The organism is Silicimonas algicola (genome assembly GCF_003148765.1).
In the GTDB taxonomy this organism is placed as follows: domain Bacteria; phylum Pseudomonadota; class Alphaproteobacteria; order Rhodobacterales; family Rhodobacteraceae; genus Silicimonas; species Silicimonas algicola.
This window is the reverse complement of sequence record NZ_QGGV01000001.1, coordinates 325,563-351,015: the sequence shown is the minus strand read 5'-3', so window position 1 is coordinate 351,015 and position 25,453 is coordinate 325,563. Positions and strand designations below refer to the sequence as shown.

Annotated in this window: 22 protein-coding genes; 10 read left to right on the top strand and 12 right to left on the bottom strand. The window is 66.7% G+C overall.

The window, feature by feature from the left end:
- Nucleotides 1–3: 3 nt before the first annotated feature.
- Entirely contained in the window at nt 4–876 is an 873-nt protein-coding gene (locus C8D95_RS01720; RefSeq protein WP_109757411.1) for an RNA polymerase factor sigma-32, read from the bottom strand.
- A 209-nt stretch (nt 877–1,085) separates the two neighbouring features.
- Here C8D95_RS01720 and C8D95_RS01715 point away from each other — a divergent pair, with 209 nt between their 5' ends.
- On the top strand, nt 1,086–2,597 hold the full coding sequence (locus C8D95_RS01715) for a YifB family Mg chelatase-like AAA ATPase (protein ID WP_109757410.1): 1,512 nt from the start codon (nt 1,086–1,088) through the stop codon (nt 2,595–2,597).
- On the opposite strand, the gene C8D95_RS01710 is transcribed toward C8D95_RS01715, so the two are convergent.
- The 4 genes from C8D95_RS01710 to rsmI form a co-directional block, all read right to left on the bottom strand.
- Entirely contained in the window at nt 2,566–3,363 is a 798-nt protein-coding gene (locus C8D95_RS01710; RefSeq protein WP_164721560.1) for an alpha/beta hydrolase, read from the bottom strand. The two genes, C8D95_RS01715 and C8D95_RS01710, sit on opposite strands and share 32 nt — an antisense overlap.
- A gap of 108 nt (nt 3,364–3,471) precedes the next feature.
- Nucleotides 3,472–4,410, bottom strand: a complete 939-nt coding sequence (gene gshB / locus C8D95_RS01705) for a glutathione synthase (protein WP_109757408.1) — start codon at nt 4,408–4,410, stop codon at nt 3,472–3,474.
- Between the two features lie 69 nt (nt 4,411–4,479).
- Entirely contained in the window at nt 4,480–4,872 is a 393-nt protein-coding gene (locus C8D95_RS01700) for a YraN family protein (RefSeq protein ID WP_109757407.1), read from the bottom strand.
- A 35-nt stretch (nt 4,873–4,907) separates the two neighbouring features.
- Nucleotides 4,908–5,768 (bottom strand): 16S rRNA (cytidine(1402)-2'-O)-methyltransferase, encoded by an 861-nt coding sequence (gene rsmI / locus C8D95_RS01695; protein WP_164721559.1) that lies wholly within the window; start codon nt 5,766–5,768, stop codon nt 4,908–4,910.
- A gap of 79 nt (nt 5,769–5,847) precedes the next feature.
- Between rsmI and C8D95_RS01690 the strand changes: the two genes are divergently transcribed.
- The 3 genes from C8D95_RS01690 to murJ are packed head-to-tail and all read left to right on the top strand — an operon-like array spanning nt 5,848 to nt 11,390.
- Nucleotides 5,848–7,023 (top strand): penicillin-binding protein activator, encoded by a 1,176-nt coding sequence (locus C8D95_RS01690; protein WP_109757405.1) that lies wholly within the window; start codon nt 5,848–5,850, stop codon nt 7,021–7,023.
- Entirely contained in the window at nt 6,983–9,796 is a 2,814-nt protein-coding gene (locus C8D95_RS01685) for a [protein-PII] uridylyltransferase (RefSeq protein WP_109757404.1), read from the top strand. The genes C8D95_RS01690 and C8D95_RS01685 overlap by 41 nt, the downstream gene beginning before the upstream one ends.
- Nucleotides 9,797–9,806: 10 nt before the next feature.
- Nucleotides 9,807–11,390 (top strand): murein biosynthesis integral membrane protein MurJ, encoded by a 1,584-nt coding sequence (gene murJ / locus C8D95_RS01680; protein WP_109757403.1) that lies wholly within the window; start codon nt 9,807–9,809, stop codon nt 11,388–11,390.
- Here the strand turns inward: murJ and C8D95_RS01675 are convergent.
- On the bottom strand, nt 11,381–12,067 hold the full coding sequence (locus C8D95_RS01675; protein ID WP_109757402.1) for a rhomboid family intramembrane serine protease: 687 nt from the start codon (nt 12,065–12,067) through the stop codon (nt 11,381–11,383). The two genes, murJ and C8D95_RS01675, sit on opposite strands and share 10 nt — an antisense overlap.
- A gap of 88 nt (nt 12,068–12,155) precedes the next feature.
- Here C8D95_RS01675 and trpS point away from each other — a divergent pair, with 88 nt between their 5' ends.
- The 3 genes from trpS (at nt 12,156) to trpB (ending at nt 15,504) form a co-directional block, all read left to right on the top strand.
- Nucleotides 12,156–13,181 (top strand): tryptophan--tRNA ligase, encoded by a 1,026-nt coding sequence (gene trpS / locus C8D95_RS01670; protein WP_109757401.1) that lies wholly within the window; start codon nt 12,156–12,158, stop codon nt 13,179–13,181.
- Nucleotides 13,182–13,420: 239 nt separating this feature from the next.
- Nucleotides 13,421–14,155, top strand: coding sequence for a VPLPA-CTERM sorting domain-containing protein (locus tag C8D95_RS01665; RefSeq protein WP_109757400.1), 735 nt, complete (start codon nt 13,421–13,423; stop codon nt 14,153–14,155).
- Between the two features lie 119 nt (nt 14,156–14,274).
- Nucleotides 14,275–15,504: a tryptophan synthase subunit beta gene (gene trpB, locus C8D95_RS01660; RefSeq protein WP_109757399.1), complete on the top strand. Its 1,230-nt coding sequence runs from the start codon at nt 14,275–14,277 to the stop codon at nt 15,502–15,504.
- Nucleotides 15,505–15,519: 15 nt separating this feature from the next.
- Here trpB and C8D95_RS01655 read toward each other — a convergent pair whose 3' ends face one another.
- From C8D95_RS01655 to C8D95_RS01630, 6 genes are read right to left on the bottom strand one after another with little or no spacing between them, the layout of a single operon-like run.
- Nucleotides 15,520–16,140, bottom strand: a complete 621-nt coding sequence (locus C8D95_RS01655; RefSeq protein WP_126918481.1) for a hypothetical protein — start codon at nt 16,138–16,140, stop codon at nt 15,520–15,522.
- A gap of 43 nt (nt 16,141–16,183) precedes the next feature.
- A complete protein-coding gene (locus C8D95_RS01650) occupies nt 16,184–16,804 on the bottom strand; it encodes a DUF4893 domain-containing protein (protein WP_109757397.1) in 621 nt (206 codons plus the stop codon).
- On the bottom strand, nt 16,801–18,870 hold the full coding sequence (locus tag C8D95_RS01645) for a hypothetical protein (protein WP_109757396.1): 2,070 nt from the start codon (nt 18,868–18,870) through the stop codon (nt 16,801–16,803). Before C8D95_RS01645 ends, C8D95_RS01650 begins: the two co-directional genes overlap by 4 nt.
- On the bottom strand, nt 18,867–21,635 hold the full coding sequence (locus C8D95_RS01640) for a DUF4159 domain-containing protein (RefSeq protein WP_109757395.1): 2,769 nt from the start codon (nt 21,633–21,635) through the stop codon (nt 18,867–18,869). Before C8D95_RS01640 ends, C8D95_RS01645 begins: the two co-directional genes overlap by 4 nt.
- Nucleotides 21,636–21,666: 31 nt before the next feature.
- Nucleotides 21,667–22,572, bottom strand: coding sequence for a DUF58 domain-containing protein (locus C8D95_RS01635; RefSeq protein WP_420902652.1), 906 nt, complete (start codon nt 22,570–22,572; stop codon nt 21,667–21,669).
- Nucleotides 22,569–23,576 (bottom strand): AAA family ATPase, encoded by a 1,008-nt coding sequence (locus C8D95_RS01630; RefSeq protein WP_109757394.1) that lies wholly within the window; start codon nt 23,574–23,576, stop codon nt 22,569–22,571. Before C8D95_RS01630 ends, C8D95_RS01635 begins: the two co-directional genes overlap by 4 nt.
- Before the next feature lie 60 nt (nt 23,577–23,636).
- Between C8D95_RS01630 and C8D95_RS01625 the strand changes: the two genes are divergently transcribed.
- The 3 genes from C8D95_RS01625 (at nt 23,637) to C8D95_RS01615 (ending at nt 25,451) form a co-directional block, all read left to right on the top strand.
- Nucleotides 23,637–24,236 (top strand): DUF1285 domain-containing protein, encoded by a 600-nt coding sequence (locus C8D95_RS01625; protein WP_109757393.1) that lies wholly within the window; start codon nt 23,637–23,639, stop codon nt 24,234–24,236.
- Nucleotides 24,233–25,012, top strand: a complete 780-nt coding sequence (locus C8D95_RS01620) for a hydroxypyruvate isomerase family protein (RefSeq protein ID WP_164721558.1) — start codon at nt 24,233–24,235, stop codon at nt 25,010–25,012. Before C8D95_RS01625 ends, C8D95_RS01620 begins: the two co-directional genes overlap by 4 nt.
- Nucleotides 25,013–25,073: 61 nt before the next feature.
- Nucleotides 25,074–25,451 carry a VOC family protein gene (locus tag C8D95_RS01615; protein WP_109757391.1) on the top strand — a complete coding sequence of 126 codons (378 nt, stop codon included), beginning with the start codon at nt 25,074–25,076 and terminating at the stop codon, nt 25,449–25,451.
- Nucleotides 25,452–25,453: the final 2 nt, after the last annotated feature.

Below are 25,453 nucleotides of genomic sequence, written 5' to 3'. Positions count from 1 at the left end.
GGATCAGACGAGAAATCCGTAGACTTCGCGCGATTGGGATTCGAGGTTCTTGCGCATCTTCGCGAAGGCTGCAGCCTCGAGCTGGCGGACACGCTCTTTTGACAATCCAAGCTCGGCGCCGAGGCTTTCGAGGGTGCGGGGATCCTCGCGAAGCTTCCGCTCGCGAACGATAAAGCGCTCGCGATCGTTCAGCGCGGAAAGTGCCTGGACGAGCCAACTCCGCAATGTCTGGATATCGCGCGTCTGTTCGACCGTCTCGGACTGGCGGGCGGTTTCATCCTCCAAGGTCTCGATCCACTCGCGACCTTCGTCGTCTGCGGACTGGGTCGCGTTGAGCGAGAAATCGGAACCAGAAAGGCGCCCTTCCATCATTTCGACATCGTGGAGCGGGACGCCAACTTCCTTGGCGATCATTTCCCGCATCCGGTGGCGGTCGGGCAGGTCTCCGCGACCTGCCGCCTCACGCTCGATGCGGGCCTGAACGCGGCGCATGTTGAAGAAAAGGGACTTCTGCGACGAGGTCGATCCGGTGCGAACCATCGACCAGTTGCGCATCACGTAGTCCTGAATCGACGCCTTGATCCACCACACGGCATAGGTCGAAAAGCGCACGCCGCGGTCGGGATCGAACTTCTCGGCCGCCTTCATCAGACCAAGGCCCGCCTCCTGAATGAGATCGTTCATCGGAGCGCCATAGCGGCGAAACTTCGCGGCCATCGAAATGGCAAGCCGCATGTAGGCGTTGATGAGGCGGTGAAGGGCTTCCACGTCGTGTTCATCGCGCCAGGCGTATGCGAGACGAAGCTCGGTTTCGGCATCGAGAAGCTCGGCCTTCATGGCCTTGCGCGACAGCGACTGGTCTATCGTTGTATCCATGGCGCTCTCCCTGATTGCCTTCTCGTTACGACACCGGCTTTCAGTCGGATCAATTCGCCGCGGCGGCATCGGTTCCATCTTCCCGTGGATCTACGACCAAAGGCGGAGTTTCTGGCCGTTCCGACCGACCAAGCTCCTCGAGGCGCATCAGCGTTAATCCAGCCTTAACGGCGAGCGCCGACAAATCGGGCGAAACCGGTCGGGACAGCATGATCGCCCAAACCTACACCGTCGCCTTCGAAGGCATCGACGCCCGGCTGGTGCAGGTTCAATGCGCCCTGTCGCCAGGGGTTCCGCATTTCTCGCTGGTCGGTCTGCCCGACAAGGCCGTCAGCGAGGCGAAGGAGCGCGTGCGCGCTGCTCTCAACACGCTCTCGATCGCGCTTCCGCCCAGGCGGATCACCATAAACCTCTCGCCGGCCGACTTGCCGAAAGAAGGGTCGCATTTCGATCTTCCCATTGCGCTCGCTCTTCTGGCCGCCATCGGGATCCTGCCTCCCGACGCGGTAGAGGGGCTGGTGTCACTTGGAGAGTTATCGCTCGACGGGATGCTGGTCCCCGTGGCGGGGGCACTTCCCGCGGCGCTTGCGGCGGCGGAAGCCGGGCGCAGCCTGCTCTGCCCCGAGGCTTCGGGTGCCGAGGCGGCCTGGGTCGGCGATACGCCTGTTGTGGCGCCGCGCGATCTGGGCGCGGCCATTCAGCACCTGACGGGCGCGCGACCGATCGACATCAGCGTGCCCGGCGAAGTCTCGGCGCATCACTCCGGTCGCGACCTCTCGGAGGTGAAGGGGCAGGAGCGGGCGAAGCGTGCCCTGGAAATCGCCGCCGCCGGGCGCCACCACATGCTGCTCGTCGGACCGCCCGGCTCCGGCAAGTCGATGCTCGCGGCGCGTCTCCCCGGCATCCTGCCCGATCTCAGCCCCGAAGAGGCGCTCCAGACCTCCATGGTGCATTCACTTGCAGGGCTGATCGAGGACGGCGGCATCTCGCGACGCCGGCCCTTCCGCGCGCCGCACCACACCGCGTCGATGGCAGCCATCGTCGGCGGTGGAAAGGGCGCCAAGCCGGGGGAGATCAGCCTCGCCCACAACGGCGTCCTCTTCATGGATGAGTTCCCGGAGTATACCCGAGGCGTGCTCGAAACGCTGCGCCAGCCGATCGAAACAGGCGACGTCGTGGTCGCCCGCGCCAACGCGCATGTGCGATACCCTTGCCGCTTCCTGCTGATCGCCGCGGCGAACCCGTGCAAGTGCGGTCACCTCGCGGACGCCGCCCGTGCCTGCAACCGCGCGCCGAACTGTGGCGAGGATTACATGGGACGGATCTCGGGGCCGCTGATGGACCGTTTCGATCTCAGGGTCGATGTACCGCCCGTGTCGTTCCAGGATCTCGACCTGCCCGCCGACGGCGAGCCTTCGGCCGCGATCGCGCGCCGGGTCGCCGCGGCACGGACGGCCCAGGCCCGGCGCTTCGCGGATCATCCCGAGGTCACCGTCAACGCCGATGCCGAGGGAACGCTGCTCGAAGCTGTCGCGACACCCGACGCCGAGGGGCGCGCCCTCCTGCTGACGGCGGCCGAGCGGGTGGGCCTTTCGGCGCGGGGCTATCATCGCGTGATCCGCGTCGCCCGGACCATCGCGGACCTCGACGGCAGCGACGACGTCCGCAAACCTCACGTGGCCGAGGCGATCAGCTTCCGGATCCCGAGCGCGGCAGGCTGAGCCGGGTCTCGACGAAGGCCGCGACGTGCCGCAGCGCCTCGCGCGCTTCCGGCACCCAGCCATCGAGCATCTGCCAGACATGCGGCGCGTCCGGCCATGTCTCAACCGTCACGTCCGTCCCCGCCTCGCGCAGACGGTCGGCCAGGCGCATCGTGTCGTCACGCAGAATCTCGGTATCGCTGACCTGAAGGAGCACAGGCGTCCCAAGGCCCGCCTGCGCGAAGAGGGGCGATACCCGAGGGTCCGAGGGGTCGGCGTCCGCCAGCACCAGGTTGACAAGCTCGCCCGCCCGGTCGGCCGGAAGTAGACAGTCCCGCTCCGCGTTTGCACCGAGCGACTGCCCCGTCAGTGTGAGATCCGTCCAGGGTGAAAAGGCGAACGCGCCACGCGGCGCGTCGTCGGGGTCGAGGGCAGCGCGCACGGCGAGGGCGAGGCCGCCGCCCGCGCTATCGCCGCCGATGACCCAGGGCGTGCCGCTGAGAGCGCGTGCCGCGCGCAGCGCATCATCGAAGGCCGCCGGAAAACGATGCTCGGGCGCGAGACGGTAGTCCGGCATCAGGACACGCCGCCCGCTGAGGTCCGCGAGACGCGCCATCATCGCCCGATGCGTGCGGGGGCTGCCGGCCACATAGCCCCCGCCGTGAAGAAAGAGGATGACACCCTCGCCGGTCACTCGCCTTGGGAGGATCTCCAGGGCGGGCACGCCACCGAGGTCGATCTTGCGCTCGTCGTGACGCGGGCCGTGCAGGAAGATGCGACAGGCCAACTCGAGGTCGCGCCCCGCCGCCTCGGGGGTCCGTGTGCGATCCAGGAGAGCACGACCCGCCGCAACACACGATTCAGGATCGCGAGCCGCAGGCTTATGCGCCGCGCGTCATCCTGCGAGGCGGGCGTCGATCGCATCCCAGATCGCCCCGGCGGCATTTATCCCGTCGAACCGCTCCAGTTCCTGAAGGCCCGTGGGCGAGGTCACGTTGATCTCGGTCAGGTAGTCGCCGATGACGTCGATGCCGACGAAGACCTGCCCCTTTTCCCGCAGGAGCGGCCCGATTTCGGCGCAGATCTCCTGGTCCCGCGCAGTCAGCCCCACCTTCACCGCCGTTCCGCCGACATGGAGGTTCGACCGCGTCTCTCCCTCGGGCGGGACGCGGTTGATGGCGCCGATGGGTTCACCGTCCACCAGGATGATACGCTTGTCGCCGTTCGACACATCGGGAATGAACTTCTGCGCGATCAGGGGTTCGCGGGTCATGCTCGCGAAAAGCTCGTGCAGCGAGACGAGGTTGCGATCATCGGGCGTCATACGGAAGACGCCCGCGCCGCCGTTGCCGTAGAGCGGCTTCAGGATGATATCGCCGTGCGCCTTGCGGAAGGCACGGATCGCATCGAGGTCGCGGGCGATCATCGTGGGCGGGGTCAGATCGGGAAACTGAAGGACGAGGAGCTTCTCGGGGAAATTCCGCACCCAGAAAGGATCGTTCACGACCAGCGTCCGGCCTCCGATCCGTTCCAGGATGTGGGTCGTCGTGATGTACCCCATGTCGAAAGGCGGGTCCTGGCGCAGCCAGACCACGTCGAACGTTGCAAGGTCGACCGTCGCGTCCTGGCCGAGAGTGAAGTGGTTTCCCTTCTCCCGACGGACCGTCAGGGGCCAGCCGCGCGCGGTCACACGGCCTTCGTTCCACGCAAGCTTGTCGGGATGGTAATAGAACAGGTCCGCCCCCCGCGACTGAGCTTCCTCGGCAAGACGGAACGTGGAATCGGCGTCGATGTTGATCGAGCCGATCGGGTCCATCTGGATGGCGACCTTCATGGCGTGTCCCCCTTGGTGCGCGGCTGTTTTCGCGCAGGACGTGACGAAGGGCAATCGGGGATTGATCGATCAGACCAGGGAGACGTTTTCGATCACGGCGATCCGGCCAGCACCATCGACAAGCGCAAGATCGACGCGAGCGCAGGCAAGGCCGCTGTCATGGTCGGCGAGCCAGGCTTCGGCCGATGCGCAGATGCGGGCGAGCTGGGTCCCAGAAAGACGCATTGCGGCTTCGTCATGCGTCTCCGCCTTCTTGACCTCGACGAAGACGATGTCGACGCCCTGCACGCAGACGAGGTCGATCTCGCCACCCGGACCCCTCCACCGTCGGGCGACAACCCGGGCCCCCAGCCCTTCGTAGTGCCGCGCGACGCCGTCTTCGGCGGCAACCCCGTCCTCATAGCTGGCGCGCCCGGTCTGGCGTCGTGCATCAAGCGCGGGGGGAAGGATTTCGGTCGACATGCGTGCACCCTGGCGCGCAAGGGCTTAACGCCCCGCTAATTCGAGTTGAACCCGAGACCCATCTGGTAGAGATCGCGCCGCGACACGCCGAAACGATCTGCCACCTCGCGCGCCGCCTCTTTCAGAGGCTTCGATGCCAGCGCTTCCTTCAGGGCGTCCGCAAGCTCCTGCTCTGACGCCTCGTTCGTTCCCTCTCCGATGCAGAGCACGATCTCGCCTCGCGGCGGGTCGGCCACGGCACCTTCCGCCAGGCTCTCGAGCGTTCCGCGCCGCGTCTCCTCGAACTTCTTAGTGATCTCGCGGCAGAGCGCGGCCGGCCGGCTGCCGCCCAGCACCTCTACCGCGGCCGCAAGGGTCGCGGCGACGCGCTTGGGGCTTTCGTAGAGGACGAGCGTCCCCGGCGCCTCCGCCAATTCCGCAAGGAATCGGCGACGGGGTCCGGCGGCGTTCGGCGGAAACCCCGCGAAGGTGAAACGATCCGACGGCAGGCCCGCGATGGTCAAGGCCGCCACCACCGCTGAAGGGCCCGGCGCCGTCGTAACGGGCAGACCTTCCGCGATGGCGGCGCGCGCAAGCACGAATCCCGGATCGGCGACCAGTGGCGTTCCCGCCTCGGAGGCGTAGGCGACAGAGCGGCCCTCCCGAAGAAAGGCCAGGAGCCTCGGTCGCGCTTCGGGACCGTTGTGATCGTGGTAGGCGACGATCCGCCGCCCGCCAAGCGGGATGCCGTGGATCTCCATCAGGTGGCGAAGGGTCCGCGTATCCTCGGCGGCAAGCACGTCGGCGTCGCGCAGGATGTCCAGCGCCCGCAGGGTGATGTCACGCGCATTGCCAAGGGGGGTCGCGACGAAGTAGAGACCCGGCGCAAGGACGGCCCGCCCGTCACCCGCACTCACCGCCTTGCCCGCGATTTACTTGGCCCTGGGTTTTGCATAGGGTCGCGCCGTCCTGTATCCGCCCGAGGAGAGAAAGCCGATGGTCGCCCTTTTGACGCTCCGCCGCAAGGTTCTGGCCGCGCTCGGCGCCTTCGCCGCGCTTGCAGTTCTGTCCGCCTGCGACGTCAACATGTCTGGTGGCGGCGGCGGTCCGATCCTCAACAACACGCGTGCCGTCCCGGTGGCGCTGCTGATTCCCAAGTCGTCGCCGAATGGCGCGGCCGTGGCGCAGTCGCTGGAAAACGCGGCCAGGCTTGCCGTTCAGGATCTGGGCGACCGCGTCGACATCGACCTCAAGGTCTATGACACGGCCGGCACGCCCGCGGGCGCGGCTGCGGCTGCCAGGCAAGCGCTGGACGACGGCGCGCAGATCTTCCTCGGCCCCCTCTTCGCCGAGGCGGCAAATGCCGCAGGTCAGGTCGCGGCGTCGAGAGGCATCAACGTCCTGAGTTTCTCGAACAACGCCACGATTGCGGGGGGCAACGTCTACATCCTCGGCACGACCTTCCAGAATACGGCGGACCGGTTGGTCAGCCATGCCGCGCGCCAGGGCAAGGGCTCGATCTTCGTCGTGCATGCGCAGGACCCGGCCGAAGTGCAGGGCGCCGACGCCATCCGCCGCGCCGCTTCGGCAAGCGGGGCGCGCATCGCGGGCGTGGCGTCCTTCCCGCTGTCGCAACAGGGCGTCATCGACACCATCCCATCCATCGCCTCCCAGTACCGCTCGTCGGGCGCGAACTCGGTCTTCCTCACGTCCGGGAACTCCGGCGCCCTGCCATTCCTTGCGGAGCTTCTGCCCGAGAACGGCATGGACGCAGCCTCGGCGCAGCTCATCGGCCTCCAGCGCCTCGACGTGCCGTCCAGCGCGCTCTCGCTGAAGGGCCTGCAGGGCGCGTGGTTCGCGACGCCTTCGCCGGCGCTCGTCCAGCAGTTCAACTCGCGCTACGCCGCCGCCTATGGCTCTCAGCCGAACCCCGTGGCCGGCCTCGCCTACGACGGCTTGGCGGCGATCGGCGCACTTCTGGCGCAGGGACGGTCGGACGCTCTCACGGGGTCGGCCCTGACGCAGGGCGCGGGATTTGCGGGCGTCTACGGTCCCTTCAGGTTCCTTGGCGACGGCACGAACGAACGGGGCCTCGCGGTCGCGCAAATCCAGAACAATCAGGTGATCGTGATTGACCCCGCCCCCAGAAGCTTTGGCGGCGCCGGCTTCTAGGCCTGCGGACGCTCCGGACCCGCACGGGTTCGACCGGATCGGCCTGACACCCGCCGCCATCTTCGATGGCGAGGCGGCGTTCGAAGCCATACGCACCGAGTCGCATGGAGGCTCGGCCAAGGAGGTGCGCGCAGCGGCAGTGTCCGTCCTGCGCGACCGGATCAGCACCGGACGCGAGGCCATCGCCGCCGCGCTTGCGGCTCATCCGCTCCAGTCCCGCCCGGCCACGCGCGCCTACTGCTACCTGACCGACGGCGTGGTCCAGACCGTGTTCCGCGCGGCCGAAGCCTGGCTGCATCCGAACCCCAACCCGACCGAGGGCGAGCGCCTCGCGCTTCTTGCGGTCGGAGGCTACGGGCGGGGCGAGATGGCGCCCTTCTCGGACGTCGATCTTCTGTTCGTGATGCCCTGGAAGGTCACGCCCTGGGCCGAGAGCCTGATCGAGAGCATGCTCTACATCTTCTGGGACCTGCACCTGAAGGTCGGGCATGCGACGCGCAGCATCAAGGACTGCGTGAGGCTCGGACGCGAGGATTTCACCATCCGCACCGCGCTTTTGGAACATCGCTACATCATAGGCGACACCAGCCTCGCCGCCGAATTCGACCGCAAGCTCCGCTCGGATCTCTTTCGGAACACCGCATCGGAATTCGTCGAGGCCAAGCTTGTCGAAAGGGCCGCACGGCACCAGAAGCAGGGCGGCCAGCGCTATATGGTCGAGCCGAACGTGAAGGAGGGAAAGGGCGGTCTGCGCGACCTCCAGACCCTGTTCTGGATCGGCAAGTACATCCACGGCGTGCAGGACGCCGCCGAACTCGTCCGGCCGGGCCTCTTCACCCACGAGGAATACCAGCGCTTCCTCGCGGCCGAGACCTTCCTGATGGCCGTGCGCTGCCACCTGCACCTCATCGCGGGCCGCGCAGTCGACCAGCTTGCCTTCGACATGCAGGTCGAGGTGGCGGACCGCATGGGCTACGAGGACAAGGGCGGGAGGCGGGCGGTCGAGCACTTCATGCAGGACTACTTCCGCCATGCGACCGAAGTGGGGGAACTGACGCGCATCTTCCTGACGGCGCTCGAAGCACAGCATGTCAGGACCGCGCCGTCCTTCACCTCGCTCTTCCGTCGCAAGCGGGCGCTGAAGCCCGGTTATGCTCTCAAGCACAACCGTCTCGCGATAGCGGACGACCGGGCCTTCCTGGCCGACAAGCTCAACCTTCTGCGTCTGTTCGAAGAAGCGTTGCGGACGGGCTACCTGATCCACCCGGACGCGATGCGCCTGGTGCGGGCGAACCTGCACCTCATCGACGACGAAATGCGCGCCTGGCCCGAAGCCAACGCGATTTTTATGGACCTGCTTCTGAAGCACGGGAACCCGGAGCGCTCGCTTCGACGCATGAACGAGCTTGGCGTTCTCGGGGCTTTCATCCCCGAATTCGCGCCCGTCGTGGCGATGATGCAATTCAACATGTACCACCACTACACGGTGGACGAGCACACCATCCAATGCATCTCGACCCTCGCCCAGATCGAGCGGGGCGAGCTCCTGGAAGAACTGCCGATCGCCAGCCGCATCCTGAAGGAAGGCGTGAACCGCAAGGTTCTCTACGTCGCGCTTTTCCTCCACGACACAGGCAAGGGACGGGACGAGGATCATTCGGTGCTCGGTGCGCAGATCGCGCGAAAAGTGGCGCCAAGGCTCGGGCTGAAGAAGGAGGAGGCCGAGCAGGTGGAATGGCTCGTGCGCTATCACCTCCTTATGTCGGACATGGCGCAGAAGCGCGACCTGTCAGAACCCCGCACGGTGCGTGACTTCGCGAAGGCGGTGAAGACGAAGAAGGGCCTCGACCTTCTGACCGTGCTGACCGTCTGCGACATCCGCGGCGTGGGTCCGGGCGTCTGGAACAATTGGAAGGCCCAGCTTCTGCGCGACCTCTACCGGCAGACCTCGACCGCCCTCGAGCACGGACTCGAGGCGGTGAACCGGGAAAGCGCGGAAGCCGAAGCCAAGAAGGCCCTGCGGGCCGCCCTTTCGACCTGGGAGGCGAAGGCCCTGCGGCACGAGACGTCGCGGCACTATGGACCCTATTGGCAAGGCCTTCCCGGCGAGACGCACGTCGTCTTCGCGCGGCTTCTCGACGGGATCGAGGATCACCAGATCCGGATCGACGTGAACCAGGACGAGGACCGCGACGCGACGCGGGTCTGCTTTGCCCTGGCCGACCATCCCGGCATCTTCTCGCGACTGGCCGGAGCGCTTGCTCTCGTCGGGGCGAACGTCGTCGATGCGCGCACCTACACCTCGTCCGACGGCTATGCGACCGCCGTATTCTGGATTCAGGACACTGACGGGCACCCCTACGAGTCCGTTCGCCTGCCGCGTCTCAGGGGCATGATCCAGAAAACGCTTCACGGCGAGGTCCTGCCGCGCAAGTCGCTGGCCGACAAGGACCGGATCAAGAAACGCGAACGCGCCTTCCGCGTGCCGACGTCCATCACCTTCGATAACGACGGATCCGAGATCTATACGATCATCGAGGTCGACACCCGCGACCGCCCCGGTCTGCTTTACGATCTCACCCGGACAATGGCCGAGGCCAACGTCTATATCGCCTCGGCCGTCATCGCGACCTATGGCGAGCAGGTCGTGGATACCTTCTACGTCAAGGACATGTTCGGCTTGAAGTATCACACCCAGTCGAAGCAGAAGTCGCTGGAAAAGCGCCTCCGCGAGGCCATCGAAGCCGGCGCCGCAAGGGCGCGTGCGGAATGAGCGAGGCGGTGTGAGCGCCATTCGTCTCGTTTCTGGCGTGATGACCGTCGGCGCATGGACCCTCGCCTCTCGGGTCCTCGGCTTCGCACGCGACATCCTGATCGCGGCATGGCTTGGCACCGGGCCGGTGGCCGAGGCGTTCCTCGTCGCCTTCGCGCTTCCGAACATGTTTCGCCGCTTCTTCGCCGAGGGCGCGTTCAACATGGCATTCGTGCCCCTCTTCTCGAAGAAGCTAGAGGCTGGCACCGATGCCGAGGGTTTCGCACGCGATGCCTTCTCGGGACTGGCGACTGTCCTCGTCGTCCTGACGATCCTCGCCACCATCTTCATGCCCTGGCTCGTTCTCGCCATGGCGTCGGGCTTCGCGGGCGACGAACGGCTGCCGATCGCCGTCACCCTTGGCCGCATCGTCTTTCCCTACATCCTCTTCATTTCTCTCGCCGCCCTCCTCTCGGGCATCCTGAATGCGTCGGGCCGGTTCGTCGCGGCCGCCGCCGCGCCCGTGCTGCTCAACATCATCCTGATCGGAAGCCTTTTGGCGGCCGAGCACGTCTTCGCGGACTTCAGCGTCATCGACGCAGCCGAGGCGGGTGCGACCCACGGCACGCTCCTCGCCTTCGGGGTCATCATCGCCGGCATCGCGCAGATGGCGATGGTCTGGATCGCCGTCCGCCGCGCCGGCTTCGATCTGAGGCCCAAGCGGCCCGTGTGGACGCCCGACCTCAAGCGTCTCGCCCTCATTGCCGGACCGGCCATGCTCGCGGGTGGCGTGGTGCAGGTGAACCTCCTCGTCGGACGGCAGGTCGCCAGCTTCTTCGACGGCGCCATCGCCTGGCTGTCCTACGCCGACCGGCTGTACCAGCTTCCGCTCGGCGTCGTCGGCATCGCCATCGGCATCGTCCTTCTTCCCGACCTGTCGCGCCGCCTCCAGGCTGGCGACACCGAGGGCGGAAGCCACGCCCTGTCGCGCGCGGCCGAGATGTCGCTGGCGCTGGCGGTCCCCGCTGCCGTCGCGTTGGTCGCAATACCCGGCGTCCTCGTCCGCGTCCTGTTCGAGCGTGGGGCTTTCGATGCGGCGGACACCCAGGCCACCGCTCTGATCTGCGCCGTCTACGGACTGGGCTTGCCCGCTTTCGTTCTCCAGAAGGTGCTGCAACCCCTCTATTTCGCCCGCGAGGACACGCGTCGGCCCTTCTACTACGCCCTCGTCGCCTTAGTCGTGAACGCCGGCGTCGCCGTGGGCCTCGTGCCGGTCATCGGCTACCTTGCAGCCGCTCTCGGCACTACGCTCGCGGGATGGGCAATGCTGCTTCTTCTCTGGCACGGGGCGCGAGACATGGGCGACGCGGCGCGCTTCGACGCGAAAGCCAAGGCGCGCTTCGGTCGCATCGTCGTTGCGGCGCTCGTGATGGGCGTGGCGCTCTGGGGACTAGACGCGGCCTTGACGCCGATGACCACCGGACGGGGGGTATCCAAGGCCGTGGGCCTCATCCTTCTCTGTGTCGGAGGTGCGCTGGTCTATGCGGCTGCGGCCGTGGGCCTTGGCGCGTTCTCACTCGCCGAACTCAAGTCCGCCTTCCGCCGTCAGCGCTGACGCAGACGCGCGAACATCCGCGCGAAGGCTCCAGGCGACAGGAAGGGCGTGACCAGAAGCCCGGTGCCGAACCCCGCCAGTTCGGCGATCCAGTCGAGCCCGACGTCGTAGATCACTCCGAAGATCAACTGGAGCCCGAGCAGGAAGCCGATCAGGGAGAAGGCGCGATACTGGTTCTCTCCCCTGGCTCCGTACCCGACCCACAGAAGGAAGGTGTAGGCGCCGATCAGACCGTAGACTGCCGGGTAACCTCCGACGAGCGGGCGGGCCTCGCCGGTCAGGGAATAGAACAGCGCGCCCACGATGGCCGAGGCGAAGAACACGACGAGGACCGCCAGGTTGCCGAAGACCTCTCCCACCAGCTTGCCGAGCGCGAGGAGGAAGACGATCACGAAGATCGCGTGCGTGAACGAGCCATGGACGAAGGGATAGGCCACAAAGCGCAGCATCTCGGGCGACGTCCAGCGCCCGGTTTCCATGAGCCAGTCCAGGAGCGGCGGAAAGACCGACCAGTCCTGGATCGCCTCCGCGCGCCAGCCGATGGCGTCCGGCCCGCCGACAAGACCGCGACCGCCCAGGAACATCAGCGCCTCAGCCGAAAAGATGGCCAGCGCCAGGGCCACCACCGCGGGCGGCAGGGCATTCATCAGAGGTTGTGAGAAATCTTCGTCCTGCATCGCCGCCTCGTCCGCCTCCGGGGCTTCCTTGACGGCCCCTCCCCCCGTGGGTAAGCCGCGCGGACGTGAAGATCCAGAGGACCGATCCATGACACAGGCGCAGTTCACCCCGCGCGTCTTCTCGGGCATCCAGCCATCGGGCGGCCTGACGCTCGGCAACTACCTCGGCGCACTCAAGCGTTTCGTCGAGATGCAGGACGCCGGAACGCACGAGTGCATCTACTGCATGGTCGACCTTCACGCGATCACCGTCTGGCAGAACCCGGACGACCTGCGCCGCCAGACCCGCGAGGCGGCGGCCGCTTTCATGGCGGCGGGCGTCGATCCGGCGCGGTCCATCCTCTTCAACCAGAGCCAGGTGCCTGCCCACGCCGAGCTTGCATGGATTTTCAACTGCGTCGCCCGCATGGGATGGATGGGTCGGATGACCCAGTGGAAGGACAAGGCCGGCAAGAACAGCGAAAACGCCTCGCTCGGCCTCTTCGCCTATCCCGCGCTGATGGCCGCAGACATCCTGGCCTACCACGCGACCCATGTTCCCGTTGGCGAGGACCAGAAGCAGCATCTCGAGCTCACGCGCGACATCGCGGCGAAGTTCAACCACGACTACGGCGTGGACTTCTTTCCGATTACCGAGCCCGTCATCGAAGGTCCTGCCACGCGCGTAATGTCCTTGCGGGACGGGACGAAAAAGATGTCCAAGTCCGACCCCTCGGACATGAGCCGCATCAACCTTTCGGACGACGCCGACACCATCGCCCAGAAGTTCCGCAAGGCCAGAACCGACCCCGAGCCCCTGCCCGCAAGCTATGCCGAGCTGAAAGACCGTCCCGAAGCGCGGAACCTCGTCGACATCTATGCCGCGCTCTCGGGCCGCACGACGGACGATGTCATGGCCGAGCACGGCGGCGCAGGCTGGGGCCAGTTCAAGCCCGCGCTCGCGGACGTGGCGGTCGAGACACTTGCTCCCATCACCGGCGAGATGACGCGACTGCTGGCGGATCCGGGCGAGATCGACCGCATCCTCGGCAACGGGGCAGCGCGTGCGCGCGAGATCGCAGCGCCCATCCTCGACCGTACGCACGAGATCGTGGGCCTGATCCGGTCGTCCTGAGCCCGCGATTAGTGGCTGGGAAGCGTGCCCGATCGACGTCGCCACGAAACCGCCTTACTTTTCGCAGCATCGTTTCGCGCCTGGATACAATGAATTCCCGCTCGCCGGGACCGTTACATATTTGCCCCAGCTCAGGGCGGAATCGGGCCGAAAGGTGCCGACATTGCCACAAAGGTCTTGTCCCATGAAAAGCAGCCAGTCTATCAAGCCCTTGATTTTTCTCAGTAGGGAGAGTGACGATGGCAAGCAATGACCTTTTGAAGACAGGCGCAGCGGCAATTGCCCTCGCCTTCATGGCGGCCTCGGCTTCGGCTGCCACGGTCAATATCGCCACTGACGAAGGCGATCTTCACGTCACACAGAACGGCTTCGATACCAACACCAGCGTGGACGGCGACGAGATCGACGGCATGACGGTCATCGCGACCTATGTCGGCGGTCTGACCGAGACGCTGACCTGGGGCACCATCTCGGGCCTTCTTGGCGGCGTTTCGGGATCGGGCCTCGATCTGACCTTCTCGACGGGCAGCTACAATCTCGTCACCTCGATGAGCCTCGCCTCCCTGGAGCTGAACGCGGCAACGGGGAACGCCGTCTTCGACATCCTGTCGGGCATCAACGACGGAACGCGCGGCGACACGCTCGGCACCAAGATCGGCTACGGCTATTCGACGACGGGCGGCGATGCCCTCGAGGGAGCCATCGGCGTAACCTACCTTGACGGTGTGATCCGCGAAGGCCTGGCGCGCGGGACCGACATCTTCACTCGCATGGTCGTCGACTACACCGGCCTGACAGGCGGCGGTCTTCTGGGAACGACGCTCTTCCGGACCGACCTCGACAACCTGGCGGTCGCCGGCGACATCGCGCCGGTCGATACGCCCGATATGTCCGAAGTCCCGCTTCCCGCGGGCATGCCCCTCCTCCTGGCCGGTCTCGGCGTCCTCGGCTTCGTTCGACGCAAGCGCGCCTGACCCCACCCGATCCTCTCACGTCGCGACGGCGGGGCCATGCCCCGCCGTTTCGCGTTCGGGGGCCCATTTACCTCGCACGCCCCGGCGGATAGACCGGGCGTCAACTGCGAGGTGACACGATGGCCAACGACCTGACCAACAGCTACAAGACCGGCCCGGACGAGAATGGTCGCTTCGGCATCTTCGGCGGACGCTTCGTGTCCGAGACGCTGATGCCGCTGATCCTCGATCTCGAGGCCGAGTACGAGCGCGCCAAGACCGACGACAGCTTCTGGGCCGAGATGGACTTCCTCTGGAAGCACTACGTCGGCCGGCCCTCGCCGCTTTATTTCGCCGAACGCCTGACCGATCACCTCGGCGGCGCCAAGGTCTACATGAAGCGCGACGAGCTGAACCACACCGGCGCGCACAAGATCAACAACGTGCTCGGCCAGATCATCCTCGCTCGTCGAATGGGCAAGACGCGGATCATCGCCGAAACCGGCGCGGGCCAGCACGGTGTCGCCACGGCGACGGTCTGCGCCAAGTTCGGCCTGAAGTGCGTCGTCTACATGGGGGCGCACGACGTCGAGCGACAGAAGCCGAACGTCTTCCGCATGAAGCTTCTGGGCGCCGAAGTGATCCCGGTGACAAGTGGACGCGGCACTCTTAAGGACGCGATGAACGACGCGCTCCGCGACTGGGTCACGAACGTCCGCGACACCTTCTACTGCATCGGCACGGTCGCCGGCCCGCACCCCTATCCGGCCATGGTCCGCGACTTCCAGTCGATCATCGGGAAAGAAGCGAAAGAGCAGATGATGGAGGCCGAGGGCCGCCTGCCCGACACCATCATCGCCGCCATTGGCGGAGGCTCGAACGCCATGGGCCTCTTCTTCCCGTTCCTCGACGACAAGGAGGTTCGGATCATCGGCGTGGAGGCCGGCGGCAAGGGCGTCAACGAGAAGATGGAGCATTGCGCCTCGCTCACCGGCGGACGTCCCGGCGTCCTTCATGGCAACCGGACCTATCTCCTCCAGGACGCGGACGGCCAGATCCTCGAGGGCTTCTCGATCTCGGCCGGTCTGGATTATCCGGGCATAGGCCCCGAGCACTCCTGGCTGCACGAGGTCGGGCGGGCGGAATACGTCGCGATCACCGATGCCGAGGCGCTTGAGGCGTTCAAGCTCTGCTGCGAGATGGAAGGCATCATTCCCGCTCTCGAGCCGTCGCACGCCCTTGCGCATGTGATGAAGATCGCGCCGGACCTGCCGCCCGATCACATCATCTGCATGAACATGTGTGGCCGGGGCGACAAGGATATCTTCACCGTCGCGCGCGCCCTTGGCTGGGACATGGGACAGCTCTGAGGTCCGCCCGGGCGGTCAGACCGCCCGGCTGCGGACCCGCGACTTGACGCGCTTCGACAGTTCGCGTGCCGAGGCCTCGATTCCGAAGAGCTTGCTTTGCAGCCGCGAGCGGATCGGAAGGGCGCGCGCCTTTTCGCGTGCGACCCAGATCTCGTCGGCGACGCGCTCCAGCATTTCGGTGTTACGCGTGGCAAGCCGGATGTTCGCCGTCTGGCCGTTCATCACCAGACGCAATTCGCGCGAGTCGCTGTCGACCTCGATCCGCTCGATCGCCGTCAGGGGGCAGACGCGGTGTCGGACGAAGACACCCTTGGTGTCGACCGACCCCAAGCGGACTTCTCCCGACGCGCGGTCGATCTGAAGCGCGTTCTTCGGGCCCCGGCGCGACAGGTGCCGCAGGAAGAAGCCTGCCGCGAACAAGGCAGCGACGACTGATAGCTCAAGGAACAGACCATCGCTTCGGGGAAGGAGGATCAGCGCAACAAGGGGAGGAAGCATCACGAGGGAGGCAAAGATCAGGAAGACGATGCTGACGAAATAGAGAGCATAGTCCGCCGGCCCCTTGCGCGGCATGGCCTCGCTGACCGAGATGCCCCACTCCGTTTCAAGACTGATCAAATCTTTACTCGCACGCATAGGATTCTCCCGCTAGCGCGCAAACGTTAAGCTTAAATTCAGTCTAAATTTTGGCGCAGCTCCGGAGCGCGTACCGGGTCGCCGCGCCGCGTGTCAGCTGGATGATGTCGAAGCGGCTTTCCAGGATCGGGTCCGGAAGAAGAATCCTGGCCCGCCTGGGACCTACCTGCTCGAAGAGACCCACCATTGCGACCGTCTGGCCGGGCTCCACGGGCTCCTGGCTGTCGGGCGGCAGTCCCGCATAGTCGGTTGCGGGTCCACCCGAGGTAAAGGCGACGCCCGTGAAGACGATCCCGCCCTCCTGCTCTTCCAGCGTTCCCGTGAAGCGCTGTGACCCCGTGACCTTCTCGATGCGCCAACCCGACTGCGTGTCCTCCATCCGGCAGGCGAAGTCAGGGTAGACGACCAGAGGCACAAGGTCGCCCATCTTCAGCCAGCGGCAGCGCCACTCGCCCTCAAGACTCTCGGGTGCTCCGGCTTCGCCTTCCAAAGCCTCGACCAGAATAGCGATGTCGCTTGGTGTCCCCGAGGCGAAGGCGCCCCGCAGTGTCGAGCCGAGAAGGGCGTCGAGATCGGCCAGCCGCGTTTCGTCCATCGGTCGGACCGGATCGGCGGAGGCCGGTAAAGCCAGGATGAGGATCGCGGCGGCGACCGCTGGCTTCACCGCCGGCCCTCCCAGAGCCACGCCCCTATGGCCAGCATCGAGGCGATCAGAAGCATCGCCCAGGCCGGAAGAAGCGGCGACACACGGATGTCGGCCGTCAGATAGGCCTCGCGCGGGGTAATACCGATCCAGCCTCGCCCGGTGGCGGCGCGACCTTCGCGCGTGCGCCGGATGTCGGGGATACCATCCGAGATGCGATGGATGCCGCCCGAGGTCGCAGCCACCGCCTCGGCCAGAACGTCGGGCGTCGCCAGCGTCTCCTCGAATTCCTTGGGCGCTGCGGGCCCCAGGGCGACGACGCTTTCCATGTCGCCTTCCTTGAGACGGTAGAGACCCATCTCGGGGCCGGTCCAATCGGCCGAAAAACGTCCCGGCGAGACCTCCTCGAGCGGCACCATCACGACGCTGCCATCAGGACCGGTGATCTCGACCTCGCCCACCGCATCGCCGAGCGTGCGGCGCGTGATGGTCATGGTCTGACCCTCGGCGGTGGCGGTCAGTGCCTCCTCCTCCAGATCCGGCTCCTTCATCATCCAGTGCGCCAGCCGCCGCAACAGTTCCAGCTGCGGCCCGCCGCCCTCGAAGCCGCGCGACCAGAGCCAGGCGTGATCCGAGGCCAGCAGCGCCACGCGACCCTCGCCGGGGCGGTCGAGCATCAAGAGGGGCCGATCCTCCGCCCCAGACATCACCACGTCACCTCGAAGGGGCGAAACATCGACAAGCCGCATCCATCGACCCCAGGGCAAGGCGTCCTCGGCCGTCTCGTCGTCGGGCGGCGTCAGTCCTTCCGTCACCGGATGCCGCTCGCCGATCTCGGTCACCTTCGGCAGGAACAGCTCGTCTCTTACCCGCCCGGTCGGCTCCGCCGGCAGGATATCGGCCAGTGGCGTCCGATAGATCGAATCCGCCGAAGCGAAGTCGGGACCGGCGGCAACAAGAAGCGCACCGCCGTCCATGACATACTGACGAACGTTGTCGAAATAGAGCGTCGGCAGGATGCCCCGCCGCTTGTAGCGGTCGAAGATGATGAGGTCGAACTCGCTGATCTTGTCGAGAAACAGCTCCCGCGTCGGGAAGGCGATCAGCGACAGCTCGTTGACCGGCACACCGTCCTGCTTTTCGGGCGGACGCAGGATGGTGAAGTGGACCAGATCGACCGAGGCGTCGGACTTCAGCAGGTTGCGCCAGGTCCGCTCGCCCGCGTGCGGCTCGCCCGAGACGAGGAGAACGCGCAGACGGTCGCGGACGCCGTTGATCTGGATGGCGGCGGCGTTGTTGCGGTTGGTCAGCTCACCCTCCTGTTCCGGAAGGACAAGCTGGATCACGTTCATGCCGCCGTGCTGAAGCGTGATTGGCAGTTCCAGGTCCTCGCCGATCGGGACCTGAAAGACCTGCGGCTCGTAGCCGTCGACCGAGATCTCGATTTCCGCCAGCCCGGGCAAATCAGGGACCGCACCCTGGTCCTCGACCCTCAGCGTCAGCGTAACGGGCTCGCCGATGATCGCGAAGGCCGGCGCGTTGCGCACGACAAGACGGCGGTCCCAATCGTTGTCCTCACCTGTCAGAAGGGTGTGCAGGGGAGCGGGCATGTCGGGCATCCGCTCGATGTCGTGGACCTGTCCGTCGGTCAACAGGATCGCCCCCGCCAGCCTGGCGCGCGGTTCATCCGCCAGCGCGGTCGAGAGCGCCTCCATCACCAGAGATCCGCGGTTGCCGTCGCTGTCACCCATGCGCACGATCTTCAGTTCTGTGTTGGGAAGCTGCGCGACTTCAGCCTCGACGCCTGCGATGGCCGACGCGATCTGCTCGGGCCGGACGTCGATGCCCTGGCTGGCGCTCTCGTCCACGACGAGAACGACGATGTCGGTCAGGGGATCACGGTCCTCGATCTGAAGCGACGGATTCGCGATGGCCAGAAGGACGGCCGCCAGCGCAAGGGCGCGAAGGCCCCATCCCTTGAGGCCGCGCCACAGCGCAAGCCCGATGAACAGCGCAGCCAGCCCGCAGGCGACCCAAAGCACGGGCCACGGCAGAAGAGGGTCGAAGATCACGCTTCCGGACGTCATTGGCCAAGCCTGTCAAGAAGGGCGGGGACGTGAACCTGGTCCGACTTATAGTTGCCGGTGAGCACATGCATCACGAGGTTCACTCCGAAACGATAGGCCATCTCGCGCTGTCTCTCGCCCGCAAAACCGCGACCCACGGGATAAAGGGGCCGACCGTTTTCATCCGACGCCCAGGCCGTGGCCCAGTCGTTCCCGCCGATCACCACGGGTGTCACGTTGTCGTTGAGGTTCCGGAACGGCATCCCCTCGGCCTGCTGCGCATCGGCGGGTGCGGCCTCGACCCAGACGTCGCGGCTTATATGGCGGCCGGGAAAGTCCTGGAGGAGATAGAAGGTCCGCGTCAGGACGTGATCCGCCGGGATCGGCTCGAGAGGCGGAATGTCCAGCGGAAGAGCGAGCTGCTGAAGCTTGCGCCCATTGGGGCTGCCGTTCGTGAACCCGGCCGTGCCCGCGTCGCGCGTGTCGAACAGGATCAGGCCCCCGGTCCTCAGATAGAGGTTCAGCTTCTCATAGGCTTCCTCCGAGGGGCGCGGCTGCTGTTCGGTGATGGGCCAGTAGAGAAACGGATACACCGAAAGCTCGTCGGTCTCGAGGTTCACCGCCACGGGTTCGCCCGGCTCGATCGACGTCCGCCGGAACAGGACCTGCGACAGCCCTTGCATCCCCGCCTGGGCCGCCTCGTCCACCGCCGCGTCGCCGGTGACGACATGCGCGAGCGTCACCTCCGAAGTGGCGGCGATCAGGCGTTCTACGTCGAGCTCCTCCTGAGCCTCGGCACGGGGAGCGGGCAGCGCCATCGCCAGCACGACCAGCGCCGCCGCCGTCGCCTGTCGCGACAGCCTGCCCGAGAGGAGGAGAGTGGCGAAGACGTCGATCATCAGGGCCAGCAGGGCCAGAGACAAGAGCGCGCCCTTCAGAGGCAGTTCCTCGGCCACGGCAAATCCTTCCACCGTCACGTCGCCCGGCCAGACCACCGGGGCCAGGCTCATATCCTCGGCCACGGCATTCAGCGCGATGCGCCGCGTCTCACCGGCATAAAGGCCTGGCGGCAACTCCGGCCCGGGCGCTTCGCCCGCCAGACGTTCGCCCGCAATGCCCGGGGTCGTCCCGGCATCGACCACTTCTCCAAAGCCCGTCACCGCCTGATCCAGGGTCCAGGTCGTCCCGACAAGATCGCCGGGTTCGAGCGCGGCGAGGCGCGTCGACACGGCCAGCCGCTCGAGCATCTGCACGAAGAGCCCCGAAAGCGGCAGCGTCGACCATTCGGCATTCGCGGTGACGTGGAACAGGACGACCTGCCCGAGATCCAGACGCTTGCGCGTCACAAGGGGTGTCCCGTCCGCGAGCGTCGCGATGGTGCGTTCCGCCAGTGTCGGGTCGGGCTGGGCCATGACCTGGCTCGACACCGTCACGTCCTCGGGGATGGGCAAGCCGAAGAACGGGCTCTCGGCCGAAAACGTCCGCAGCGCCTTGGGCTCTCCCCAACTCATCGCGCCGCCCACGGTCCGCCCGCCTGCGCGCAGCCGCACGGGCATGAGAACGTCCTCTGCCTCGCGCCCCAGGTCGGACGCCGCCAGCCGCGGACCGGCGAAGCGCACCAGAAGGCCGCCCTTGCGCGTCCACTCCTCCAGCGCTTCGGCCTCGGCGCCCGCAAGCGACACGACATCCGCCAGGACGATCACGTCGGGGTTCGCCAGCACCAGGTCCGAAATCGCCCCGTGAATCAGGTCGGCGTTCGGCTCCAGCGCCTGTTCGAGGTAGTGCGTCTGCGACAGAAGCTGGAGACCCTCGCGTTCGTCCCGCGCGGCCACGATGGCGATCTCGCGGCGGCGGAGACTGTCGTCGCCAAGCGTCACCGCTCCCGCAGACCGTGCGCCCGAGATTTCGAACCGGGTCACGCGATTGCGCAGCTCGGCTGGCAGCGACAGAAGCGCGGACGCCTCGGCCTCGCCCGCCGCGAAGGCGATGTCGACGGTGGCAAGCTGGCGCGGGATGCCGGCCGGGTCGAGCCCGTGGGCGGCGACGCTGATCTCAGCCTCGGACCCTGTCCGGTTGCGGATTGCACTCAGTCGGATCGCGCCATCTTCGAAGACGGCGGGCTTCAACGCAACGACCGGGCGCGCCGCCTCGAAGACCGAAACCGCGCCCCGATCCTGAAGGCTGTCGAGAAGTGCCGAGCGCCACGGCTGGTCCACGCCGTCGGACAGCCAGAAGGTGTCGAACCCGCCGCTCAGTTCCTCGGCCCAGGCCGTGACGGCCTCGGCCTCGGGCATCCAGGGCTTCGGCTCCAGCATCGGCAGCGTCGCGCTCCAGTCCTGCGCGGCACGGAAAGGAATCGCCGCGTCCGGGGTCAGGTCCGAGACCGCCACCACCGCGGTTTCCCGCCCGGCCTGCGTCGCCTCGACCAGAAGGGTCTCGATCCGGTCGATCCGCTGGTTCCAGTCCTGCGCCGCCGCCCAGGTGTCGTCGACGAGCACCAGAAGCGGCCCGGTTCCCCCGGCGTCGGCCTTGGGATTAAGGATCGGACCCGCAAAGCCGATGATGGCCGCCGCGATTGCGATGGTGCGCAACAAGAGAAGCCACCAGGGCGTCCGGTCGGTCTGCGTCTCGTCGTCCGTAAGCCCGAGAAGAAGCGCCACGCCGGGAAACCGCCTGCGGATCGGCGCGGGCGGCACGGCGCGAAGCAGAAGCCACAGGATCGGCAGCATGACGAGGCCCAACAGAAGCCAGGGCGCCAGGAAACCAAGGGGGCCAAGCATGAACATCAGCCGTGCTCCCGGGGGCGGTCAGCGACGGTCAATGCGCTCGCTCCAGAGCCGTGTAGAGCCAGAGAAGCGCACCGGGGGCCGGCGTGCCCGTACGATGCAGGTCGTACTGCCAGCCTGTGCGGCGAGCGAGCGTCGAAAGCTGGTCCTTCCGCTCGGCCAGACGATCGAGGTAGCGGTCGCGCAGGTCGCCCGCCTTCAGCGTTTCATGGCGCATCGTTCCGCCGACGCTTTCGAATATGGTTCGCCCATCGAAGGGAAAAGCTTCCTCCTGCGGGTCGAGGATCTGCAGGAGGACACCGTCGATGCCCCTGTCAGCAGCCGCGGCGAGGGCCATCGTCACGGGCTCCATGTCGCCCAGGAAGTCCGAGACGAAGACCGCGCGCGACCGCGACGGCGCGCCGCGCAGGTCGGGAGCGGCGTAATCCGCCTCGTCCTCGCCCCGCGCCAGCGCATCGGTCAGACGCATCAACTGCAACTGACCCGCGCGCGGCGGAAGGCCCATGTTGGTCAAGCCCACCCTCTCGCCGCCCCTGACGAGCAGCACGCAAAGCGCCAGGGAAAGACGCCGCGCCTCGTCGGCCTTGGTGGGCAGGTTGCGGGTCGAGGCGAAGTCCATCGACCGCCCCATGTCGAGCCAGAGCGACACGGACTGCGCCGCCTGCCATTCCTTCTCGCGAACGAAAAGCGCATCGTCCGACCGGGCCGAACGCCGCCAGTCGATCGCGCGTGCCTCATCGCCCGCGTGGCTGGGCCGGTATTGCCAGAACTCGTCGCCCTGCCCAACCCTGCGCCGCCCGTGCTGCCCCGGCATGACGCTCGACGCCAGGTGCTCGGCCGCCGCCAGAAGGGGAGGCAGCGGACCGGCCAGCGTCTCGGCGTCGCGGCGAAGCCGGGCCGGTGCGTCGGGGTCGGAAAGGCGGGCAGTCTCGATCACGCGGCGGCCTCGATGCGCGTCACGTCGCGCGTAACGGCGTCGATGACCTCGGCCAGCGTCAGCCCGCGCGCGCGGGCGGCGAAGGACAGCGCCATCCGGTGCGTCAGGACCGGCACCGCCATCGCGGCCACGTCGGAGGCCGAGGGTGCCAGCCGCCCTTCCAGAAGCGCACGCGCCCGGACGGTCAGCATGAGCGCCTGCGCCGCCCGGGGTCCGGGACCCCAGCCGACACTGTCGCGCACGACGGGCAACGCGCCCGGCTCCTCGGGCCGGCAGCCGCGCACCAGGTCGAGGATCAGCTCCACGACGCTCTCGCCCACGGGCATCCGCCGGACCAGGTTCTGCGCCGCGATCAGCTCGTCGGCCTCGAAGACACGCGTCGACTCCGCCTCCACGGCACCCGTGGTGGCCAGAAGAATGTCGCGCTCGGTGTCGCGGTCGGGATAGGGCACGTCGATCTGGACGAGGAACCGGTCGAGCTGCGCCTCGGGCAGCGGATAGGTGCCCTCCTGCTCGATCGGGTTCTGCGTGGCGAGAACGTGGAAGGGGCGCGGCAGAGGATGCGGCGCGCCCGCCACCGTCACCGATTTCTCCTGCATGGCCTGCAGCAGCGCCGACTGGGTCCGGGGCGAGGCGCGGTTGATCTCGTCGGCCATCAGAAGCTGGCAGAAGATCGGACCGCGAATGAACTTGAACGCCCGGCTGCCGTCGGTGCCGGTTTCAAGCACCTCGGAACCAAGTATATCGGCCGGCATCAGATCCGGAGTGAACTGCACCCGCTTTCCGTCCAGACCGAGGACCGTCGAAAGCGTGTCCACAAGTCGCGTCTTGCCCAGTCCCGGCAGGCCTACCAGAAGCCCGTGTCCGCCGCAGAGGATCGCCGACAGCACCAGGTCGACGACCCGTTCCTGACCGATGAAACGGCGCGTGATGCTGGACTTGGCGTCGGCCAGCCGGCCGCCCAAGGCTTCGATGCCGGCGACCAGATCGGCGCTCTCGGACATGGTAATCTCTCCCGTGCGTTCTATGATAGCTAGTAGACCGAAGTATCTCGCCGGGCACAAATGACAAAAGCGGATGACGCTCAAAACCCCGTGATGCCAAGCGCGGAAGGACTGGCGAAAAGCGCTCGTGCCGCTTCTTCGCGCGGTTTGCCGCCGGTCCATCTGTGGGATCCCCCCGACTGCGGCGATCTCGACATGAGGATCGCCCGCGACGGGACGTGGTTCTACATGGGTACGCCCATTGGCCGACCCGAACTCGTGCGCCTCTTCTCGACGATTCTCCGCAAGGACGACGACCGCTACGTCCTCGTCACTCCGGTCGAGAAGGTCGGCATTACCGTCGATGACGCGCCCTTCGTGGCGGTCGACTTCCGTGTCGCGGGAAAAGGGCCAGAGCAAACGCTGACCTTCGTGACGAACCTGGGCGACGAGGCCGTGGCTGGGCCTGACCACCCCATCCGCGTCGAGCGCGACCCGGAAACCGGTGAACCCTCGCCCTACATCCTGATCCGGGCCAAGCTCGAGGCGTTGATCGACCGCAAGAGCTTCTACCGCCTCGTCGAGGTCGGCGAACGCGCCGAACACGAGGGGGAACGCTGGTTCGGCGTCCGGTCCTCGGGAGTGTTCTTTCCCATCATCCCGGCAGACGAACTGCCGTGATCCTCTCGGCCAACCTGACCTGGCTCTTCACCGAAGCGCCGCTGATCGAACGTCCCCGTCTGGCTGCCGAAGCGGGCTTCGGTGCCGTCGAGATCTTGGCACCCTATGAGGTCGAGGCCGAAGCCATGCGCGCCGCGATCGAGGACGTCGGGCTCACGCTCGACCTCATCAACTCTCCCCGCGAAGAGTTGACCGGATGTGCCGCCATTCCGGGCGAGGAAGCGCGCTTTGCCCGCAGCTTCGACACCGCCGCCAGCTACGCCCGCGCCTCCGGCTGCGGCAAGCTGCACGTGCTGTCGGGCAGGACCGACGCGCCCGAGGCCCGCGCCACCCTCGTCCGCAACCTCTCCCGCGCGGTGACCGAGGCGCCCGACCTCCATCTGACGCTCGAACCGCTCTGTCCCCAGTCGATGCCCGCCTACTACCTTAACGACGTCCACCTCGCCGCCGAGATCGTCCGCGAGATCGGTGCGCCGAACCTCGGCCTTCAGTACGACAGCTTCCACGCCGCGATGATCCACGGCGATGCACGCGCCGTTTGGGACGCGGTCGGCGACATCTCGACCCACGTTCAGATCTCCAGCCCGCCCGGCCGCACGCGGCCCGACGCACAAGTGCTGGATCTTCTCGAGCATATCGTCGCCACCGGCTATTCCGGTGTCGTGGCGGCGGAATACGACCCCGAGGGTCCGACGCACGAAAGCCTTAGCTGGATGGCGCGTGCAGCAGACATCATGGGCGTTGAACTTTTGCCGGACCCCGCGTCATCATCCTGACAGAACCCTGTCAGGAGCCCTGTGCCATGAAGCGTCACCAACCAAGCAAAGGACGCTCACCATGACACAGACTGCTGACAATGCCCTCGTCTGGGGCGAAATCCCGGTCCGCAACCTCGACAGCGCGATGGCCTTCTACGGCTCTGTCTTCGGCTTCGAGATAACCAGGGACGAGACCGGCCCCAACCCGATGGCGATGTTCTCGGACGGACCCGGAGTCGTCTCGGGTCACCTCTATCCCGGTACGCCGCCCGCACCGGGGACGGGTCCGACCTTGCACCTCAACGTGCCCGACACGCTCGAGGCCGCCGCCGAACGCTGCTGGAAGGCTGGCGGCACGCTCAAGTCCGATCCGATCTCGATCCCTCCCGGCCGGTTCCAGTACGCCCTCGATCCCGACGGCAACTCCATCGGCCTCTTCGAGCGCTCGAAAGGCTGACC